The organism is Acidiferrimicrobium sp. IK, assembly GCF_025499425.1.
GTDB lineage: Bacteria > Actinomycetota > Acidimicrobiia > Acidimicrobiales > Palsa-688 > Acidiferrimicrobium.
Genome location: NZ_JAIMCB010000005.1, coordinates 25,360 through 42,298 on the forward strand (window position 1 = coordinate 25,360; position 16,939 = coordinate 42,298).

The following is a 16,939-nucleotide window of genomic DNA, read 5'->3' on the forward strand; positions in this document are numbered from 1 at the left end:
GAGGCGATATCGTGGCCGCCATCACATTGACGTTCGAACACTTCGACCAGGCTGTCGCCGACGCCATGGTGGGCAGCAACCGCTTCGCGGAGGGCGCCGACGGCGAGGGGCTGCCCGGCTACCTCGGAATCCGCACCCGCGCCGTGGAAGCGGGCCGCTTGACCTGCGAGCTGGCGGTGACCGAGGAACTGTTGAACCCTTTCGGGGCGGCGCACGGCGGGGTGGTCTCGGCGCTCATCGACCACGTCTTGGGAGCGGTCTGCTTCCCCGTGGTGCCGCGGGGCTCTTGGCCAGCCACGCAGGAGTTCAAGCTGAACTTCCTCGCCCCTGCCCGGCCCGGCCCGATGATCGCCGAGGCCTCGATCCTGTCGATGTCCAAGCGCACAGCCATCGTGCGCGTCGACGTGAGCAACAGCGGGCGCCTCGTCTGCGCAGCGCAGGGCACCGTGGCGATCATGCCCCCCAAGCCCGCGCCGGACGGCGCGCTGCCAGGGCCGCTCCCCGCCACATAGCCGGCCGGGGTCGCTGGTGCTACGGCGAGGGAGCTCCCCCAGCGGCCAGGTCGTAGCGGCAGTACCGGTCTGAGAAGGCGGCGACGTCCCTGCCGGCGGCCTGCATCGACGGGTCGAACAGCACCGCGCCGATGTCGGACTTCGGGGCCTTGCGGACATCGAGGCCAGCCGCAGCGAGGGCGCCGACGGCCCGGGCCATACCCCCCAGATAAGTGGAGGCCGCCGCGCTGATGGCTGGCGGGGCGGCCGCGACCACCGTCGGCGTGAACGCCACATAATCCTCGAGTATCCGCTCGCGGGCCGGGAGGCTCGTCGTGTCGACGTTCGTGGCCAGATGCTTGTAATCAGCGACCAGCAGAGCGCAGAACGCGGCCGTGGACGGAGCCGCCGCCGCGGGAGGCGGCACCCAACTTGCTGGTCCCCCGGGGTTCGGGGCCGGGACGGGAGCGGCGTGAGCGGGCGCAGCCCGGGGCGTCCCGCACCCTCCAGCCGACAGCGCGACGATGGCCGCGGTGGCCCCCACGAGCAGCGGCGCCACGCGGCCCGCTCGCCGCCGGGCGCGTCGCCGTGGCGTGCGTCCGGCCGCCGTCGGGTTCAGTACGGCACCTCGATCGCGAGCTTCGCCGGCGCGACGAAGGTGGCCTTGCCCGGCGCGCTGGGCAGACCCAAAAGAGCGTTGAGCAGGTCGGCGATCGGCGGCGCGCACACGCTGCTTGGCGCCGCCCCCGGAGCGACTCCGGGCAGCCCCGGCACGGGCGGAAGGTCGGGGTCGACGGGCGGCACCGCGAAGTCGTTGCCGACCAGGGTCAGCTGCGCGTCGGTCGCGGGACCGGTGGCGGCCACGCCGGTCTGGTCGCCGCTGCTTCCGCTGGTGAGGTGGGCCGGCGCCCGAAACGAGGTGTGGTAGCGGTCCTCCAACGCCTGGACCTCGCCTGGGGGCAGCCCGTCGGTGACCAGGTCGCCGAGGGCGATCGTGCAGTCGCTGCCGACAACGCCACCGAGACCTTCCACTGCGCCGAGGAGCGACTGCAGCCCCGGGACCTGCCCGAGCAGCTGGTCCAGTTGCCCGCCGCTCGGGAGCAGGGCCAGCAGCTGCGTCACGTCGATGACGTCGGTGGCCTTGGCGTTGCCGTACATGTCCACCATCAGCCCTCCGTTGGGCGCCGGGGTCCGGGACATGGTGGCGGTCAGCGACCCTTCGGCGGCTCCGTACCCGGCGGCCAGGTCGACGCCGGGAAGCCCTACGATCCCGATGGACACAGGGATGGTGGGCGAGCCGTTCGGGCCTTGGAACTGGATGTTGTTGTTGTAGTTGGGGTCGCCTTGGTAGCCGGGCGGGTTGGGGTCGACGGCGCCGCTCAGACCGGGCAGCGACAGCAGCCCGCAGCCCGGCCCGAAGATCTGACCGGTCGGGTACTGGACGCTCGGCGGGCCCAGGACGACGGTGGCGACACCCGAGTCGAGGGCCAGGTACCCGCCGTTGAACTGTGCTTTGAACGGGATCTCGTAGGGCCTCGCCGGCGCCGACCGCGGCGCGTTCGCGGCCGGGTACTGCTCGGCGGGGCAGTTGAGGGCAGGCGCCGCCGCGGCCGCTCGCGGCGCGTCGACCGCGGGGACGGCCGCGCCCAGCAGGCAGGCCGCGCCGAGGACCGCCAGCGCCTGGCGGTGGTGACGGCGGAGGAATCCACGAAGGAGTCTCATAGTCGCTGCTCGGTGCAGGGCAGGGACTTGTCGGTGCAGGTCAGTTCGAAATAGAACGTGAAGGGGGCTACGAAGCTGGCCCGACCGGGGGGTGCCGGCAACCCGAGGAGCGTGTTGAAGGTCTCGGCCATCGACGCGGGACACGTCGACGAGACCGGCACCGCGGGGACCGGGAAGTCGTTGCTGACGACTTCAGCCACGCCCCCGGGCTTTTGCACCTTGGTGAAGTCGCCGTCGGGGACGCCGTGGGCGCCGGTCGGCCCGGTCACCGGCTGCCCGGTCAGCCCCCCGCTGGTCTGCGTGGTGAGGGTGAGGTTCGGCAACGTCAACGTGCAGCGCATCCCCAACGTCTGGATGCTCTGGCTGGCGGCGCCGCTGACCGAGACGTTGAGGCCGCCGTTGGGGGCCGACTGCGGGGAAAGGGTGCCGGTGAGGCCCTGGCCGAAGCCCACGTCGATCGGCAGGGCCTCTATGCCGGCGATGTAGGCGTTGGTCGCACTCAGGTAGATGTTGGACGGGTTGATGCTGGCGACGAGGCCGGGAAGGTTGACGAGGCCGCACACGCTTCCGTAGATGTGGGGGACCTCGACCGCGGGCACCGTCGGGCCGGTGGAGCGCAGCTGGAGGTTTCCGCCGTCGATGGTCCCGACGAAGGGCACCTCGTAGGGGATCGGCGGGGCGCCGGGCGGGTAGCCCGCCGGCGGGTACTGCGGACCCGGGCAGCCCGCCCCGCGGTCGGGCAGCGACGGCGGGGCGGTGGCGTCCGCCGACGCGGGGATGGGCGTGGCTGCCAGGGTCGCGACGAGGGCGACCATGATGGCAGCCGCCGCGCCCGCGGCCGAGCGCCAACGGGTCCTCGGGTGCTTCGGCGGACGGTTGGGTGAGGGCATCGGACCGCTAGCTCGGGACCGACAGGTTGTCGACCAGCCACCGGCCGTGGCCGCGCACCAGGCTGACCTCGACCCGAAGCGGCTGGTTGGCGGTGCCGGTCTTCTCGACGGAGTTGGAGACGTTCTGGTCGACGAACAGGAGCACGCCGGCGTGGGTGCTCGAGTACGAGCTGAGACCGGCCGCCAGCACCCGGCCTTCGGATATGCCCTTGTACTGGATCAACAGCTTCGTGAGATCGGCGGCCTGAGACGCCGAGGTCTTCGCGTACTGCGGGGTCTCCATCTGCTCGGCTCTGGTGAACGAGGACGGCTGCTTGTAGTTGTAGCTGGAGACGATGCCACCGAAGGTGGTGGCCGCTTTGAGGGCGCCTGCCCGTCCTGCGTCGTTGGCCTGCAGGCTCCTGACTCCAGGGCTCCTGACACGGAGCGGCGTGTTGCCCAAGGGGTAAGGGGAACGATTCGCGATCCTTCGCCGATCGTGGAACCATGGCTGCGTGTCAGTTGCGGCGCTGCTCCGGGATGCTGGGATGGGTCCCGTGCTGCACGGACGCCCGCTCCCGCTCACTCCGGCCGGTTCGGTGGAGATCAACCACGCCGCGTCGCTGCTCGAGTCCGAGGAGGGTGGCGCGGTCTTCCTTTTTGGCATGGCGACGTGGTGTTTCGGGCCTGATGACATTGTCGGTCGGCGACTGGCGGCGGTCCAGCTCGTCGAGACGGGAGCGGCGACGCCGAGCCAGGTCGCCGCTTGCTTCGGTGTCGACTTCGAGACGGTGCGCCGCTGGCGCAAGGCTTTCTCTGACAAGGGGGCCGAGGGCCTCGTGCCGCAGAAGCTTGGGCCCCGGCGCGCGCACAAGCTGACCGGGGAGAAGCGGGCGGAGATCGCCCGGCTACAGGGCGAGGGTCTCGGGCTGCGGGCGATCGCCCGTGCGGTCGGCCTCGATCCGGGGACGGTGCGCCGGGGACTTCCTGTTGTCTCGCCGGGGGCATCGCAGGGCACGGCCTTCGGCGAGGCCCTCGAGCCGCTCGCGCGGCCAGCGCCCCGAGACGCCGATCGGGCGCTCGCTCGTGGCGGGCTGCTGTCGGGCGCCGAGCCGGTGATCTGTCCGGGGGCGTCGCTTCCCTCTGCCGGCGCGTTGCTCGTGCTTCCGGCCTTGTCGGCGACGGGCTTGCTCGAGGCTTTCGAGGCGGTCTTCTCGACCGGGCGTGCGGCGTTCTACTCGATCCGCTCCCTCGTGCTCGGCGTCGTGTTCTGTCTCCTCCTCGGCGAGGCACGGGCCGAGGGCCTGACGAGGCTCGACCCGACAGACCTCGGTCGCCTGCTCGGCCTCGACCGGGCGCCGGAGGTGAAGACGATGCGCCGTCGCCTCGAGGAGCTCGCCGCGCTCGGAAGGAGCGACGAGCTGCTTGGTCGCCTTGGCGCCACCCACCTCGAGGCCGCGAGGGACGCATGCGGGCTGTTCTACGTCGACGGCCACGTCCGTGCCTATCACGGCACCGCACGGCTCCCCAAAGCCCATCTCGCCCGGGCCCGGCTCGCCGCGCCCGCAGAGGTCGACACCTGGATCTGTGACCACAACGGCGAGGGCGTGCTCTGCTGGAACAGCGAGCCCGGAGCCAGCCTGACCGGCGAACTCGAGATCGCTGCAGGAGAGATCCGCCGCCTCGTGGGTGACGAGGCACGTCCGACGATCTGCTTCGACCGCGGCGGCTACAGCCCGAGGCTCTTCGCTGACCTCGTGCAGGCGGGCTTCCATCTCCTCACCTATGCCAAGGCGCCCCTCACCGACGAGCCCCCGAGCGCCTTCGCCGCCCACGAGCTCACCGACGACCTCGGCCGCCGCCAGACCTACCTGCTCGCCGATCGTCGCGTGCAGCTCTCCTACAAGCACGCGAAGAAGACGAAGGTCTTCTCCTGTCGCCAGGTCACCCGCCTCGACGAGAGGACCGGGCACCAGACCCACATCCTCACGACGAGGACCGATCTGTCGGCGCCAGAGGTCGCCTACGCGATGTTCTCCCGCTGGCGCCAGGAGAACTTCTTCCGCTATCTGCGTCACAACCTCGGCCTCGATGCCCTCGACAGCTACGCGAAGGACCAAGACGACCTCGCCCGCAGCGTCCCCAACCCGAAGAAGAAAGACGCCGCGAAGAACGTCCGCGCTGCGAAAGCGGCACTGCTCACAGCACAAGCAGAGGTCACCCGGGAGACCCTCGAACAGGGAAGCGCCAGCATCGAAGGGATCGAGCAGGCACACGAAGCGCTCGCTGACGCGAAGGCCGCCCAGCGCGCCGTCCCCGCCCGCGTCGCTCTCGGCGAGCTCTATCCCGACGCGATGCGCCTCTCGCCCGAGCGCAAGCGCCTGCACGACGCGATCCGCATGGCCACCTACAACGCGACGACCGCCCTCTGCCGCCTGCTCGCTCCCCACTACCGCCGAGCCGAAGACGAAGGCAGGACGCTGCTGCTCGAAGCGCTGCGCTCACCCGCTGACCTCGCGGTCATCAACGACGAGCTCCACGTGCGCATCAACGCGCTGTCTGCACCACGGCGCAGCCGGGCAATCGCCGGGCTCTGCGCAGAGCTGAACGCGACCGAGACGCTCTATCCCGGCACGAAGCTACGTCTCGTCTTCGCCGTGAAGGGCTTCTGACCCGACACTCCTACCGCCGTTGACCCGCAACGATCATCCCGACATGTCGGGAGTCCTGGACTCGCAGGCCGAGGAAGGCCACCGCGGCCAGGAGGATGGCGATCACCGCGGCGTGGAGCACCCCTTTCAGGCGACGCCCCGCCCAGCTGGTCATCCTGGGGGACGGCCTCGCTGGGGCCTCGTGCAGTTCCAGCACTTGGTCGTCGTGGTCGAGGACCGGGTCGTCGTAGGTTGTGGTCTGGGCCATGGGTTCCTCCTGGGGCTTGAAGGCGATCGTTCAGCCTTGGGGTGATGGGGCGGTGGCCGCCCCGCGCTGGAGCAGGTCGGGGGCGCTCGTCGCGCAGTTGCGAGTGAGGTCCGCGGTTGCGACCAGCGCCGTCGGCTCCGCCATCTGGTTGGTGTAGGGGCAAACGGTGTTGCGGTCGTTGAACAGCAGCTGGAATCGGATCTGGCCGTTGGCGGAGGTGGCGGCGATGTTCTGGGCCAGGACGGGGAGCACCTGGAACATGGCCCTGACCGCGGGGTTGTCCGCGAAGGCGATCTGGGTGACCGTCGCGGCGTTGGCGACGAGATCGTCGGTTGGCGCCGCGGTGGCGCTGATCAGCGGGCTCAGCTCGGCGGTGGCCGCGTCGCCGTTCGTCATGAGCTTGACCAGGTCGCCGTTGGAGCGCACCAGCTGCCGGCTTATCGCGTCCAGGTCGGTGGTGAACGCTGCGAAGTCCTGGCTGGTCGCCTGTGCGGTCTGCAGTACCGTGGCTCCCGCGGTGATCGTCTGAGCGGTTGCGGGAGCGGCGTCTTGCAGGGCCTGCACCAAAGCGTGGCTGTCACTGATGATCGTGCGCAGGTCCGGGCCGGCGCCGCGCAGGCCCTGCGCCAGTGCTGTGCTGACCGTGTTCAAGTCGCCGGCGTTGAGTCCGTCTACCAGGGTGTTGACGGTGTTGAGGAGCTGCCCGACGCTGACGGGGACGGTGGTGCGCTCGACGCCGATGACCGATCCGTTCCGCAGGTATGGGGGTTTGTCATCGGGTGGCACCAGGTCCAGGTACTGCTCGGCCGCTGCGGTCATCTCCTTGACGCTCGCGGTGGCGGTGGCGGGGATCCGCACGCCGTGGTTGATGGCCACCACGACCGACACCCCGTCGGGGTGGAGGTGCAGGGCGCGGACCCGGCCGACGTCGGCGCCCCGGTAGGTGACCGCGGCTTCGGGATAGATGCCACCGGCGGCCTGGAGGTGGACGGTCACCCGGTAGGGAGGCGACAGGACGTGGACTCCGACCGCTTCGAACGCTATGTAGGACCCGCCGACGACGGTGATGACGGCCAGCCCCAGGAGCCGGGTGAGCGTCTGGCGGTTCATGGCAGTGCCCCCTCCATGATGGTGACGATCGCCGGTTTGCGGTTTGACTCGTCCTGCTGGGGCGGGTCGACGGTGACCTTCTTCAGGGGCAGGGCGCCGGCGGGGACGGCCGGGACATCGGCGGTCGCGGTTAGCGCGACTTGTAGGTAGTCGCCCGGAGCGATGCCCGGCGTGCCTTTCTCCAGCGCGTCGAGGGCGCGCAGGTCGGGCCCCAGCTGCTGTTGCACCTCGTTGAGCTGGTGGACGACCGGCGCCAGTTGCCGTACCGTCGAGACGAACCCGGTCCCGCCTCGCGTCACTACCGTGCCGGCCACCGCTGCGAGCTGGTCGACCTGCGCCACGAGGGTGCGGAAGGTGGTGTTCTGGCTGTCGAGCACCGCGACCGCGGGCTGGAGGGCGCCGATGCCGGTGGCGATCACGGACCTGTTGTCGTTGAGGGTCTGCGCGAGGGATCCGATGGCCCCGAGCGCCCGGTCGAACGCACCTTCGCTGCCGGCGAACGTGGCGAGGGTGGCGTTCAAGGATCCGATCAGCGACTTGACCTGCGGCTGGTTGCCGCGCAGGGCATCGTTGACCTGGGTGATGATGGTCCGCAGCTGGCTGATGCCTCCGCCGTTCAACAATGCGCCGGTCGCTGCCAGCAGGTCCTCGATGCTCGGCGCGGTCGTCGTCTCGTTTTCGGACAGACGGGAACCGGGGCCGAGGTAGGCCGGGTGCTCCGTCGAGGGGGGCGGCGGCGTCTCTGTGGGCGGGGTGAGCTGGATGAAGTCCTCGCCGAGCGGGGTGTCGAAGCGGACCTGAGCGGTCGTGCCTACCGGGAGCCGCTGGGACCGCTTGATTTTCATCGCGACGATCGCCGAGAAGTCTTTGGCCGTGATGCTCGACACGTAGCCAGCAGCGAAGGGGCCGACTCTTACTTCGGCGTTGGCGGGCAGGTTGACGACGTCGGCGAAGCGGGCCGTGACGGTATAGGTCGGTCCGGTCACGCCTCCGATCTTCGGGAGGCTCTGGAGGCTGATGCCGCAGCCGCCGGCCGCGACTGCCAGGGCGGCGACCGCCCCGGCGAACAACAGTCTCGGCGGGCGGCGCCGGAGGTCACCGATCACGGCTGGCCCACGAGTGCCGAGAGCGTCAGGTCCGGACCGGGGCTGGCGTTGGGCGGCGGGGTCAGGGCGGTGAGGGCGTTGCCGACCGCGCAGATCGTGTCGACCGGAGTGGCCGTCGTCAGCGGGTTGGTCTCGGTTCCGGCGGCTAGGACCACCAGGAACCGGAGGTCGGCGTTGCCGCACACCGTGGTGAACAGGCCGTTGGTGGTGGCCACCGGGTCATAGCGGGCCCGCAGCGCCGGGCCGCCGGGGGCGGTGGTGTCGATGGCGTTGTTCAGGTTCTGAAGCGTCACGGGGGTGAGGTCGAACGCTGCGGTCAGGGCCTTTTGCTGCTGGGTGAGCGCAGCCGCCAACCGGTCGAGGTTGGTGAGGCTTCCCTGGAGGTTGGTGCTGTTGGCGGTGATGAAGTTCCTGAGCGCGCCGAGAGCGTCTTGCAGGTTGGACACGACGGCTCCGATGTCGGAGCGGTCCTGCGCGAGGAGGCTGCTGGCGGCGGTCAGGTCGCTGGAGAAGGACCGGTAGCTCCCGGAGTCGTCGGCCAGCGCCTGGGTGAGCGGCCCCAGCTTGTCGAGCAGGGAGGCCAGCTGCGGGGAGTGCGCGGCGATGCCGTGGAGAGCCCGGGAGAAGTCGACTACCGCCGCGTTGAAGTCCCCGCCGTTGCCGCGGATCTGGTGGGCGGCCGTGGCGAGCAGCTGCGCCAGTGCGCCGTTCTTGTTGGCGCCGCTCGGACCGAGCTGGCGGGCGAGGTTGTCGAGGGCGGCGATCTGGGCGTCGACGGATTCGGGGACGACGGTGTGATCGAGCGGGATGGTGTGGCGGTCGGTCATCTTCGGTCCGCCGGTGTAGGCGGGGGTGAGTTGCACGAAGCGGTCGGTCACCACTTCGGGTGCCATGAGCGCCGCTCTGGCGTCGGCGGGGATGCTGACGCTCGACTTGACCCGCATCGTCACCTCGACCGCCCTGCCCGCTGGGTGGATGGACGTGACGGTCCCGACGGGGATGCCCAAGACGTCGACGTGGTTGCCCGGGTACAGGCCCGGTACCTCGGGGAACTCTGCCTTGATGGTCCGGGTGCCGCCGTAGGTGGTCACGAGCCCTGCGCCCAGAGCCACCAGCCCGACGAGGACGACGCAGACCGCGGCGATGGTCAGCTGCCTGTGGGTTCTGGTCACGGCCGGCAGCCCAGGAGCTGGTTGGTGGTCGTCAGGTGGGCGCACTCGGCCAGGAGGTTGTCGGGGAGGGTGAGGGCCGGGGCGACGAAGTCGGCGAAGGGTCCCGATCCGGTGGCGTTGGCGGTGTAGCGGTCAAACGCGGCGAGGAGGGGGAGGGCCTGGTCGATGTGCTTGCCGTCGGCGGCCAGGAACCCGGAGACCGCGTTGAGGTTCGCCAGCATCGGTTGGAGGCTCGCCTCGTCCCCGCCCACGATGTGTGACACCTGGGCGCTGAGCTGGGCGGTGGTGGCCAAAAGGTTGGTGATGGCCTGCTTTCGGTCGTCGAGGACCTGCAGGACCAGGTCGGCTTGGCTGATCAGGTTGACCAGCTGGGTGCTGTGGTCGTGCAGCTCGGCGGCGAGGTCGTTGCCTTGGGTGATCAGGCTGGACACCTGGCTCTGGTGGCTGGCGAGGACCTGGGATAGCTGGGCGATCCCCTGCAGTGCCGCCTTGGCCTGGTCCGGCGACGTGGCGCTCATAGCCTGGCTGAGGACGTCGAGGGACTTGACCAGTTGAGGGATGTTGGTCTGCTCGGTCTCCTTGGAGAACTGCCCGAGGTCGCCGATCAACGTGTCGGGCGAGGAGGTTCGGGCGAGGGGGATGGCTCCTCGGAGTCGGCCCGGTCCGGCGGGGGTGAGTTCGAGGTACTCGACCCCGACGGGGTTGGTGACCTTGGCGTCCAGGCGGGAGTCGCGCCCGACGTGATAGTCGCCGCCGATGCGGAACGTGACGTCCACGAACCCGCCGCGCAGCGACAGGCCGGTCACCTTGCCGGCCCGGACGCCGGCGATCGTGACCACGTCGCCGGTCTCCAGGCCGACAGCGGTGGCCATGTCGGCGTGGTAGGTGGCGTTGTTGCTGACCAGCGGCAAGCTGGCGAAGTCGATCGAGACGAAGGTGCCGAGCACGGCGGCGGCTGCGGAGACGGCCGCGATGGCGAGCAGGTTGCGTTCCCGGAACTTCTTCACCGGCACACTCCGGTGTGCCGCGCCGGGCCGCCCACGGGACCGGTCGGGACGCTCAGCGCCGGCGATTGGGGCACCGTCGGCGACAGCTTGACGCTGATCGGTCCGCTGGCTTGGACGGTCAGATCGCACACGTAGACCGCCAGGTAGCTGCCGGAGTCCGCGACCTTGTCCAACGTGTTGAGCAGCGGCGGGAGGTCCGCGATCACCGACTGGATGGCGTCTTGGTTGGCCTTCAGCGTGGAGGTGGCGCCGACTAGGCCCTGCAGGTCCTGGTCGAGGGAGGGCTGGGACTGGGTGAGCAGGCCCGAGACGTTCGAGGTCAGCTGCCCGACGCTGGTGATGGCCGTGCCGAGCTGGTCGCGCTGGCCGGCGAGGCCTTGAGCCAGCGCGTCGAACCCGTCGATGAGCTGACCGAGCTGGGTGTCGTGGGTGTTGACCGAGGTCAAAAGCGGGGTCAGGTTGGCGAGGACCTGGTCGATGACCGCCTGGTGCTGGACCAGGTTGGAGGTGACAGACGCGGTCTCGGACACCAGGTTGGACACCGAGCCGGCCTGTCCCTGCAGGACGGCGATGATCGATCCGGTGAGCTGGTTGACCTGGGCTGGATCCAGCGCGGCGAGCAGCGGCTGGAATCCGTTGAAGACCGACGTGAGGTCCAGTCCCGGTGACGTCCGGGACGCGGGGATCGTCGCGCCGGACCGCAGCGCTGCGCCGCCCGGTGCACCCGGCGCCAGGCCCAAGTAGCGCTGGCCGAGAAGGTTCTCGAACCGGATCGAGGCCCGGGTGGTGGTCGTCAGGTGCTGCGATGCGAGGACCGTAAAGTCCGCTCGGGCCTGGTATCCGCCGGGTGTGCGCCTCGCCGCCACCCCGGTGACCTTGCCGACCTCCACCCCGGCGATCCGCACGATGTCCCCGGCCTCCAGGCCGCTGGCGTTGGTGAAGTCCGCGTGATACGAGGTGGATGGTTGGCCGATCTTCAAGTCGAGGAGCGACGCGACGACGCTGATGGTGATGGTGACCGAGACGATCGCGAACACGGTGAGTTTGATCAGCGGCCCTCTAAGATCGCCAAGGGACCGGCGGGCGGTCACCGCGACCCGGCCGACATCGAGGCGAACAGCGGGGTGAGTAGCACTGCGGCGAGGGCCTGGTTGGGCACCCGGCCGTGGCCGAGTGCTCGAGCGACCATGATCACCGCGTCTTGCTGGGCGGTGGTGGTGTCGTCGGTTCGTGCCACCTTTTGGGCTGCGGCCATCACCGCGGCGTCAGGCTGGCGGGCCTGGGCGGTGCCGGCGCCGACGGTGGCGGGGCCCCCGGCGGTGGCCGGGACAGCTGCGGCGGTCGGTCCGGCGCCAGGTTGGGCGGGGCCCGGTGAGGCGGGGATCGCCGCGGCAGCCGGGCTTCCCCCGTGCCCGCAGTAGGGGTTGGGTTGCCCCGGGAACACCGGGCAGTCGGCGGGCGTGTAGGTCGGCGGGTTGACGGCCGCGCCCAGGCCGGCGGCTACGTTGGCGGCCGCGTCGTAGCCGACGGCCGCTTGGACCGCGGCGTTGACATCGGCGATCGGGAGGTCAGCGCTTAGGGTCAGGAACGGCCCGTGGCTCTCCGCTGCGGCCCAGGCCCCGGCCCACCGTCCGAGACCGTCCAGGGTCTGCGACAGCTCCTGCGGGTTGGCGGACACGTCGCCGAGGAGCGGTCCGGCGTCGTTCAGCAGGGTGGGCAGGCTCGAGGTGACCGCGGCCAGCAGCGCCTCGGTCTGGGCGCTCACGGTGGTGGCTTGGCCCAGCAGCCGGTGGAGCGGAGCGGCCTCTGCGGTGACGGTGGTGGCGGTGTGGGAGGCGTTGGCCACCAAGTCGAGCAGCGACGGGGCGGAGGCGTCGGCCTGGGCCAGGACCGGCGCGATCAGCTGGAGGTCGTGGGGGAGGGTGGCCAGAGACGGGTTGATCGCGGCCAGGTACTGCGACGTGGCCCGCAAGGTCCGCCCGAGGGCGTCGCCCTGCCCCCGTAGCGCTTGGGCGGCGGCGCTCAAGGCGGTGTCGAGGTCGGCCGGCCGGATGGCGTCGAGCAGACCTGAGAGCTGCGCGACGGTTCCCTGCAGGGAGCTGGACGGCGTCGAGTTGTCCGCCTCGATGAGGTCCCCGGCCGACAGCTGTTCTGTGGCCCCCGAGGCGGGTGGCACCAGCTGGACGTACTGGTTACCGAAGATGGACAGCGGAGCGACCAGCGCCCGCACCCCCCTCGGTACCTCGCGAAGCTTGGCCGGGTAGAACGCCAGGCGCGCTGATACGACCCCGTCCGCGCCCATGCGCTCGCTCAGCACCTTGCCGACGGTCACCCCGCGGTACTCGACGACCGTGCCGCCCGGAAGCGCCGAACCCGACGACGGCAGCCGGGCGTCGATCGTCGTTTCGTTGGTCAGCCGGCCGGTGAAGGCGGCAACGATCGCCAAGACCGCGGCGATGATCCCCACCGCCACCACCACCCCTACCGCGGCGCACCAGCGCGGCGAGTCTTGGAGCAACTCCAGGCTGAGCCGGCGTGGCGCCGGGACCGAGGCGCTCATCCCGAGATCCTGATGCCGCTCGAGGAGCCCCAGAACAGCACGGTCATGAGCATGTCCGACACCGCCAGCGTGACCACGCTGGCGCGGATGGCACGACCCGCCGCGGTGCCTACCCCCTCGGGCCCGCCGCTCGCGTTGAACCCGTAGTAGCAGTGCATGACGGTGATGAGCACCGCGAAGACCACGACCTTGACCCCGGCCAGGAATATGTCGTGGAATGTGAGGAACTCGTGGAAGTAGTGCTGGTAGGTACCGCTTCCTTGATGGGCGACGGCGACCACGGTCAGTTGTGTCGTTGCGTAGGACCCGGCGAGGGAGAGCAGGAAGAGGGGAACCGCGACGACCAGCGCCGCCACGATCCGGGTCGTCACCAGGTAGGCGAGCGGGGGGACGCTCATCACCTCGAGGGCGTCGATCTCGTCGGTGACGCGCATCGTGCCCAGCTCCGACGTGAACCGGCAGCCCATCTGCGCGGCCAGCCCGAAACCGGTGAGCAGCGGCGTCAGCTCCCGGGTGTTGGCGAACGCGGACAGGTAGCCGGCGAGCGGCCCGAGCCCGATGATCGCCAGGCCCTGGTACCCCTCGAGCGCCAGCTGCACGCCTACCACCGCCGACAGCACCGCTGAGACCATGACGGTGCTGGCCAGCATCGCCAGGATGCGCCCCCCGAAGGTCACCTCGGCGATGACCCGCACCAACTCGCTTCGGTAGCGGACCACCACGACCGGCAACGCGGTCACGGCTCGCAGCAAGAACAAAAGCATGCTGCCGAGCAGCCCGAAACGGGCCAGCGCCTTGTCGGTCACCCGCCGGAGCTGGTCGCGCAGCACCCCTGCGGCCTGTGTGGTGATCGCGGCCATCAGACGAACGGAGGGGGGACGAGGACCAAGAAGATCTCGGTCAGGATCAGGTTGACCACGAACAACGCAACGCCGGTGACGACCACCGACTGGTTGACCGCCTCTCCGACCCCGGAGGCGCCCCGCTTGACGTTCAGCCCCTTGAACGAGGAGACCACCGAAGCCAGGACCCCGAACACCGCCGCCTTGAGCTCCGACTCGACGATGTCGGGTGCCTGAGCGAAGGTGGTGAACGAGTTCAAGAAGCCGCCGGCGGTGCCGTGCAGGACGGTCACGTCGGCCAGATAGCCCGAGACGATCCCGGCCATGGCGACGATGCCGTTCAGCAGGACCGACACGACGAGAAGGGCCAGCAGGCGGGGGGCGACCAGCCGTTCGACCTCGTCGATGCCCATGACTTGGAGGGCCGCGACCTCATCGCGGACGGTGCGGGCCCCGAGGTCGGCGCAGATCGCTGATCCGCCCGCCCCGGCCAGGACGATGGCGGTGATGATCGGCGCGGCCTCGCGGACGGTGCCCACCGCGTCGACCGCACCGACGAATGACGGGGCGCCGATCTGGTTCGCGAGGCTCCCGACCTCGAGCACGAGGACCAGACCGAAGGGCAACGCGATGAGAAGCGTCGGCAGCAGCGACACCGACACGAGGAACCAGGCCTGAGCCAGGAACTCCCGGTAGGAGAACCGTCTCTTGACGATCGCTTCTCCGGCCGCGACGAACGCGTCGAGGGTGAGCGCGACTAGGGCACCGCCCGAGCGAGCCGACGACAACAGCCACGGCAAGTCGCTGGCGTCACCCGAGCCGATCCGCTGCTGGAAGCCGCGCCACCAAGATGTCGGGCCATCCCGGCGCTTCGCCCCGGCAACCGGCTCTTGGATCACTCCCCCCGGCATCATCAAACATCGCCCATTCGGCTAAGGCCCAGCGAGAAGCCGAGCAACGAGTTGCGGCCGTCGCCTCCCCCGGAGGGGCAGGTGGCGGCTGTCGGCACAATCAAGGCGCCGGCAGATGGAGGCCCCAGTGCCTCTTCCCGCCAGACCGTCCCCACCGGCCAAATCCTTTCGTTGACATTGTGCCAACTGTGTTGAGGCCCGTCAAGCACGCCACCGGCGCGACCACCGGGGGACATCCTGCCTGTTGGCATTGTGTCAACTACGTGTGGTTGGATTGGAAGGTGACGACCACTGTGCAACAGCTCTGCGAAGAAGCCGCCACGTTCCTGGCCGCCAATGCCCGTCGACGCCGCAGCGCCGGTTTCGCCTGGGGCGAGGGGGACGACAACGTCTCCATCATCGAAGAGCGAGACCCGGCCCAGGATGCGGCGGAGCTGGCCCGGGCGAAGGCGTGGGCGGCGTTGCGGTTCGACGCCGGCTTCGGTTGGATCGACGGGCCGAGAGAGCTGGGCGGCCGGGGCCTGACCGCGGCCCACCGGCAGGCGTACCGGACCCTCGAGAGCGGCTACGAGCTTCCCGACCAGTCGTACTTCACGATCGGCCTCGGCATGGTCGCCCCCACCATCGCCGCCCACGGCGTACCGGAGATCCAGCGGGCATACCTCGGGCCGTTGCACCGCGGGGACCTCATCGCCTGCCAACTCTTCAGCGAACCGGGCGCCGGCTCCGACTTGGCGTCGGTGAGCACCAAGGCGGTTCGCGACGGCGCCGAGTGGGTGATCACCGGCCAGAAGGTGTGGACCTCAAATGCCCACCTCGCCGACCTCGGCGAGATCATCTGCCGCACCGACCCCGACCTTCCCAAGCACAAGGGGCTGACCGGCTTCCTGGTGGACATGCACGCACCCGGCGTGGAGGTCCGACCTCTGCGGCAAATGACCGGCGGTGCCGGGTTCAACGAGGTCTACCTGGACGAGGTCCGCGTCGCTGACGACCACCGCTTGGGGGACGTCAACGCCGGGTGGGGCGTGGCGTTGACCACCTTGTCCAACGAGCGCGCCGCCATCGGCAGCGGGATGGGGCTCGGGCGCGGTCCCGGCCCCTTCGAACGGTTGATCGCCCTCCTGCGCCAGTTCGACGCCGACGGGGATCCCGGCCTTCGAGATGAGCTGGCCCGGCTCTACGGCGCAGAGCGCATCGCCGGCTGGACCTTGCGGCGAGGCGCGGCCAGCGCGGCGACCGGGGCCCCTCCGGGACCGGAGCTGTCGATCCTCAAGCTGGCGGGAACCCAGAACCTGCAGGCCATGTCGGCGTTCGTGAGCCGGGTGCTGGGTCCGCGCCTCGTCGCCGACACGGGCGAGTGGGGGACCTTCGCGTGGTCGAAGTTCGTCTGCGGCGTCCCGGGAGGACGGCTCGGGGGCGGCACCGACGAGGTGCTGCGCAACGTCATCGGGGAGCGGGTCCTCGGGTTGGCGAAGGATCCGGGGATCGACGCCCGCACGCCCTTTCGCGACATGGCGAGGTAGGCGAGGTCAGCCGACGCGGCGGGCCCGGCGGCGGGGCCGGCGGTCCTTCGCGTTCTCGTCGCGGGCGGCCGCCACCCCGGGCAGCAACTCCTCGACCATCAACGGGAGGGCCCCGACCAGAAGCACCCGGGCCTGGGCGCGGCTGATGCGCTTGCGCTCCAGCCACTCCCGGGTGATCTCCTCTGCGAAGCCTCCGAAAGCCCGCACCAGGGAACGGACCTCTGGCATGTCGGTGTCGTCGAGCGCGAGCACCTGCAGCACCTGCGACGCGGTCTTCTCGCGGGCGTTGTCGAGGATCTCGTGCATGGCCCGGTCCTGGCCGGTCTCGCCGGCGCTGATCGCCAGGAGCCACGCCTCGCGGTTGGCCTCGATGAGCTCCATCCACCCGTCGACGCTGGCTTCCCAGCCCAGCGCTGCGGAGGACCCCGAACGCTGCGCGGTGATCGCGTCGAGCAGGGGAACGACGGGAACCCCCACCAGTTCCTGGACGACCTCCAGGTACAGGGCCCGCTTCGTCCCGAAATAGTGATGGAGCAGCCCTCTGGTGACCCCCGCGGCCTCGGCTATCTCAGTCGTCGATACGGCCCCGTAGGGCCGCCCGGAGAACAAACCCTGGGCGGCGGCGAGGATTTGACCTCGCCGCTGGTCGGAATCGAGGCGGCTGAAGCGCTTGGGTTCAGTCTTCGCCTTCACCCGCCCTGGCC

17 protein-coding genes are annotated in these 16,939 nt (G+C 70.2%); 3 read left to right on the forward strand and 14 right to left on the reverse strand.

Annotation, left to right across the window (positions count from 1 at the left end):
• Positions 1-11 precede the first annotated feature (11 nt).
• Positions 12-512 carry a PaaI family thioesterase gene (locus K6U06_RS09495; protein WP_262321688.1) on the forward strand — a complete coding sequence of 167 codons (501 nt, stop codon included), beginning with the start codon at positions 12-14 and terminating at the stop codon, positions 510-512.
• Between the two features lie 19 nt (positions 513-531).
• On the opposite strand, the gene K6U06_RS09500 is transcribed toward K6U06_RS09495, so the two are convergent.
• From K6U06_RS09500 to K6U06_RS09515, 4 genes are all read right to left on the reverse strand, one after another.
• Positions 532-1,050: a hypothetical protein gene (locus tag K6U06_RS09500; protein ID WP_262321689.1), complete on the reverse strand. Its 519-nt coding sequence runs from the start codon at positions 1,048-1,050 to the stop codon at positions 532-534.
• Positions 1,051-1,106: 56 nt separating this feature from the next.
• Complete coding sequence (locus K6U06_RS09505; RefSeq protein WP_262321690.1) at positions 1,107-2,213, reverse strand: hypothetical protein; 1,107 nt, start codon at positions 2,211-2,213, stop codon at positions 1,107-1,109.
• Positions 2,210-3,028 carry a hypothetical protein gene (locus K6U06_RS09510; protein WP_262321691.1) on the reverse strand — a complete coding sequence of 273 codons (819 nt, stop codon included), beginning with the start codon at positions 3,026-3,028 and terminating at the stop codon, positions 2,210-2,212. Before K6U06_RS09510 ends, K6U06_RS09505 begins: the two co-directional genes overlap by 4 nt.
• Before the next feature lie 82 nt (positions 3,029-3,110).
• The gene (locus K6U06_RS09515) at positions 3,111-3,545 is read right to left on the reverse strand and encodes a hypothetical protein (RefSeq protein ID WP_262321692.1); all 435 of its coding nucleotides are present in this window, start codon (positions 3,543-3,545) and stop codon (positions 3,111-3,113) included.
• Between the two features lie 85 nt (positions 3,546-3,630).
• Between K6U06_RS09515 and K6U06_RS09520 the strand changes: the two genes are divergently transcribed.
• Positions 3,631-5,754 carry a putative transposase gene (locus K6U06_RS09520; protein WP_262321693.1) on the forward strand — a complete coding sequence of 708 codons (2,124 nt, stop codon included), beginning with the start codon at positions 3,631-3,633 and terminating at the stop codon, positions 5,752-5,754.
• 10 nt (positions 5,755-5,764) lie between these two features.
• Here the strand turns inward: K6U06_RS09520 and K6U06_RS09525 are convergent, their stop codons facing one another.
• The 9 genes from K6U06_RS09525 to K6U06_RS09565 are packed head-to-tail and all read right to left on the reverse strand — an operon-like array spanning position 5,765 to position 14,598.
• The gene (locus K6U06_RS09525) at positions 5,765-6,001 is read right to left on the reverse strand and encodes a hypothetical protein (protein WP_262321694.1); all 237 of its coding nucleotides are present in this window, start codon (positions 5,999-6,001) and stop codon (positions 5,765-5,767) included.
• A 30-nt stretch (positions 6,002-6,031) separates the two neighbouring features.
• Positions 6,032-7,111, reverse strand: coding sequence for an MCE family protein (locus tag K6U06_RS09530; protein ID WP_262321695.1), 1,080 nt, complete (start codon positions 7,109-7,111; stop codon positions 6,032-6,034).
• Entirely contained in the window at positions 7,108-8,217 is a 1,110-nt protein-coding gene (locus K6U06_RS09535) for an MCE family protein (RefSeq protein ID WP_262321696.1), read from the reverse strand. Before K6U06_RS09535 ends, K6U06_RS09530 begins: the two co-directional genes overlap by 4 nt.
• On the reverse strand, positions 8,214-9,389 hold the full coding sequence (locus K6U06_RS09540; RefSeq protein WP_262321697.1) for an MCE family protein: 1,176 nt from the start codon (positions 9,387-9,389) through the stop codon (positions 8,214-8,216). Before K6U06_RS09540 ends, K6U06_RS09535 begins: the two co-directional genes overlap by 4 nt.
• On the reverse strand, positions 9,386-10,396 hold the full coding sequence (locus tag K6U06_RS09545; protein WP_262321698.1) for an MCE family protein: 1,011 nt from the start codon (positions 10,394-10,396) through the stop codon (positions 9,386-9,388). The genes K6U06_RS09540 and K6U06_RS09545 overlap by 4 nt, the downstream gene beginning before the upstream one ends.
• Positions 10,393-11,433, reverse strand: a complete 1,041-nt coding sequence (locus K6U06_RS09550) for an MCE family protein (protein ID WP_262321699.1) — start codon at positions 11,431-11,433, stop codon at positions 10,393-10,395. Before K6U06_RS09550 ends, K6U06_RS09545 begins: the two co-directional genes overlap by 4 nt.
• A 50-nt stretch (positions 11,434-11,483) precedes the next feature.
• Complete coding sequence (locus K6U06_RS09555) at positions 11,484-12,956, reverse strand: MCE family protein (protein ID WP_262321700.1); 1,473 nt, start codon at positions 12,954-12,956, stop codon at positions 11,484-11,486.
• Positions 12,953-13,816: an ABC transporter permease gene (locus K6U06_RS09560; protein WP_262321701.1), complete on the reverse strand. Its 864-nt coding sequence runs from the start codon at positions 13,814-13,816 to the stop codon at positions 12,953-12,955. Before K6U06_RS09560 ends, K6U06_RS09555 begins: the two co-directional genes overlap by 4 nt.
• Positions 13,816-14,598: an MlaE family ABC transporter permease gene (locus tag K6U06_RS09565; protein WP_410051020.1), complete on the reverse strand. Its 783-nt coding sequence runs from the start codon at positions 14,596-14,598 to the stop codon at positions 13,816-13,818. The genes K6U06_RS09560 and K6U06_RS09565 overlap by 1 nt, the downstream gene beginning before the upstream one ends.
• Before the next feature lie 392 nt (positions 14,599-14,990).
• Between K6U06_RS09565 and K6U06_RS09570 the strand changes: the two genes are divergently transcribed.
• Positions 14,991-16,235, forward strand: coding sequence for an acyl-CoA dehydrogenase family protein (locus tag K6U06_RS09570; protein ID WP_262321703.1), 1,245 nt, complete (start codon positions 14,991-14,993; stop codon positions 16,233-16,235).
• 6 nt (positions 16,236-16,241) lie between these two features.
• Here the strand turns inward: K6U06_RS09570 and K6U06_RS09575 are convergent, their stop codons facing one another.
• Positions 16,242-16,928 (reverse strand): TetR/AcrR family transcriptional regulator, encoded by a 687-nt coding sequence (locus K6U06_RS09575; RefSeq protein WP_262321704.1) that lies wholly within the window; start codon positions 16,926-16,928, stop codon positions 16,242-16,244.
• Positions 16,929-16,939 lie beyond the last annotated feature (11 nt).

Bases quoted from the DNA above. Each gene is read 5' to 3' on its own strand.
- K6U06_RS09530 (WP_262321695.1), bottom strand. From the start codon at position 7,111: ATGAACCGCCAGACGCTCACCCGGCTCCTGGGGCTGGCCGTCATCACC.
- K6U06_RS09505 (WP_262321690.1), bottom strand. From the start codon at position 2,213: ATGAGACTCCTTCGTGGATTCCTCCGCCGTCACCACCGCCAGGCGCTG.
- K6U06_RS09520 (WP_262321693.1), top strand. From the start codon at position 3,631: ATGGGTCCCGTGCTGCACGGACGCCCGCTCCCGCTCACTCCGGCCGGT.
- K6U06_RS09525 (WP_262321694.1), bottom strand. From the start codon at position 6,001: ATGGCCCAGACCACAACCTACGACGACCCGGTCCTCGACCACGACGAC.
- K6U06_RS09510 (WP_262321691.1), bottom strand. From the start codon at position 3,028: ATGGTCGCCCTCGTCGCGACCCTGGCAGCCACGCCCATCCCCGCGTCG.
- K6U06_RS09560 (WP_262321701.1), bottom strand. From the start codon at position 13,816: ATGGCCGCGATCACCACACAGGCCGCAGGGGTGCTGCGCGACCAGCTC.
- K6U06_RS09555 (WP_262321700.1), bottom strand. From the start codon at position 12,956: ATGAGCGCCTCGGTCCCGGCGCCACGCCGGCTCAGCCTGGAGTTGCTC.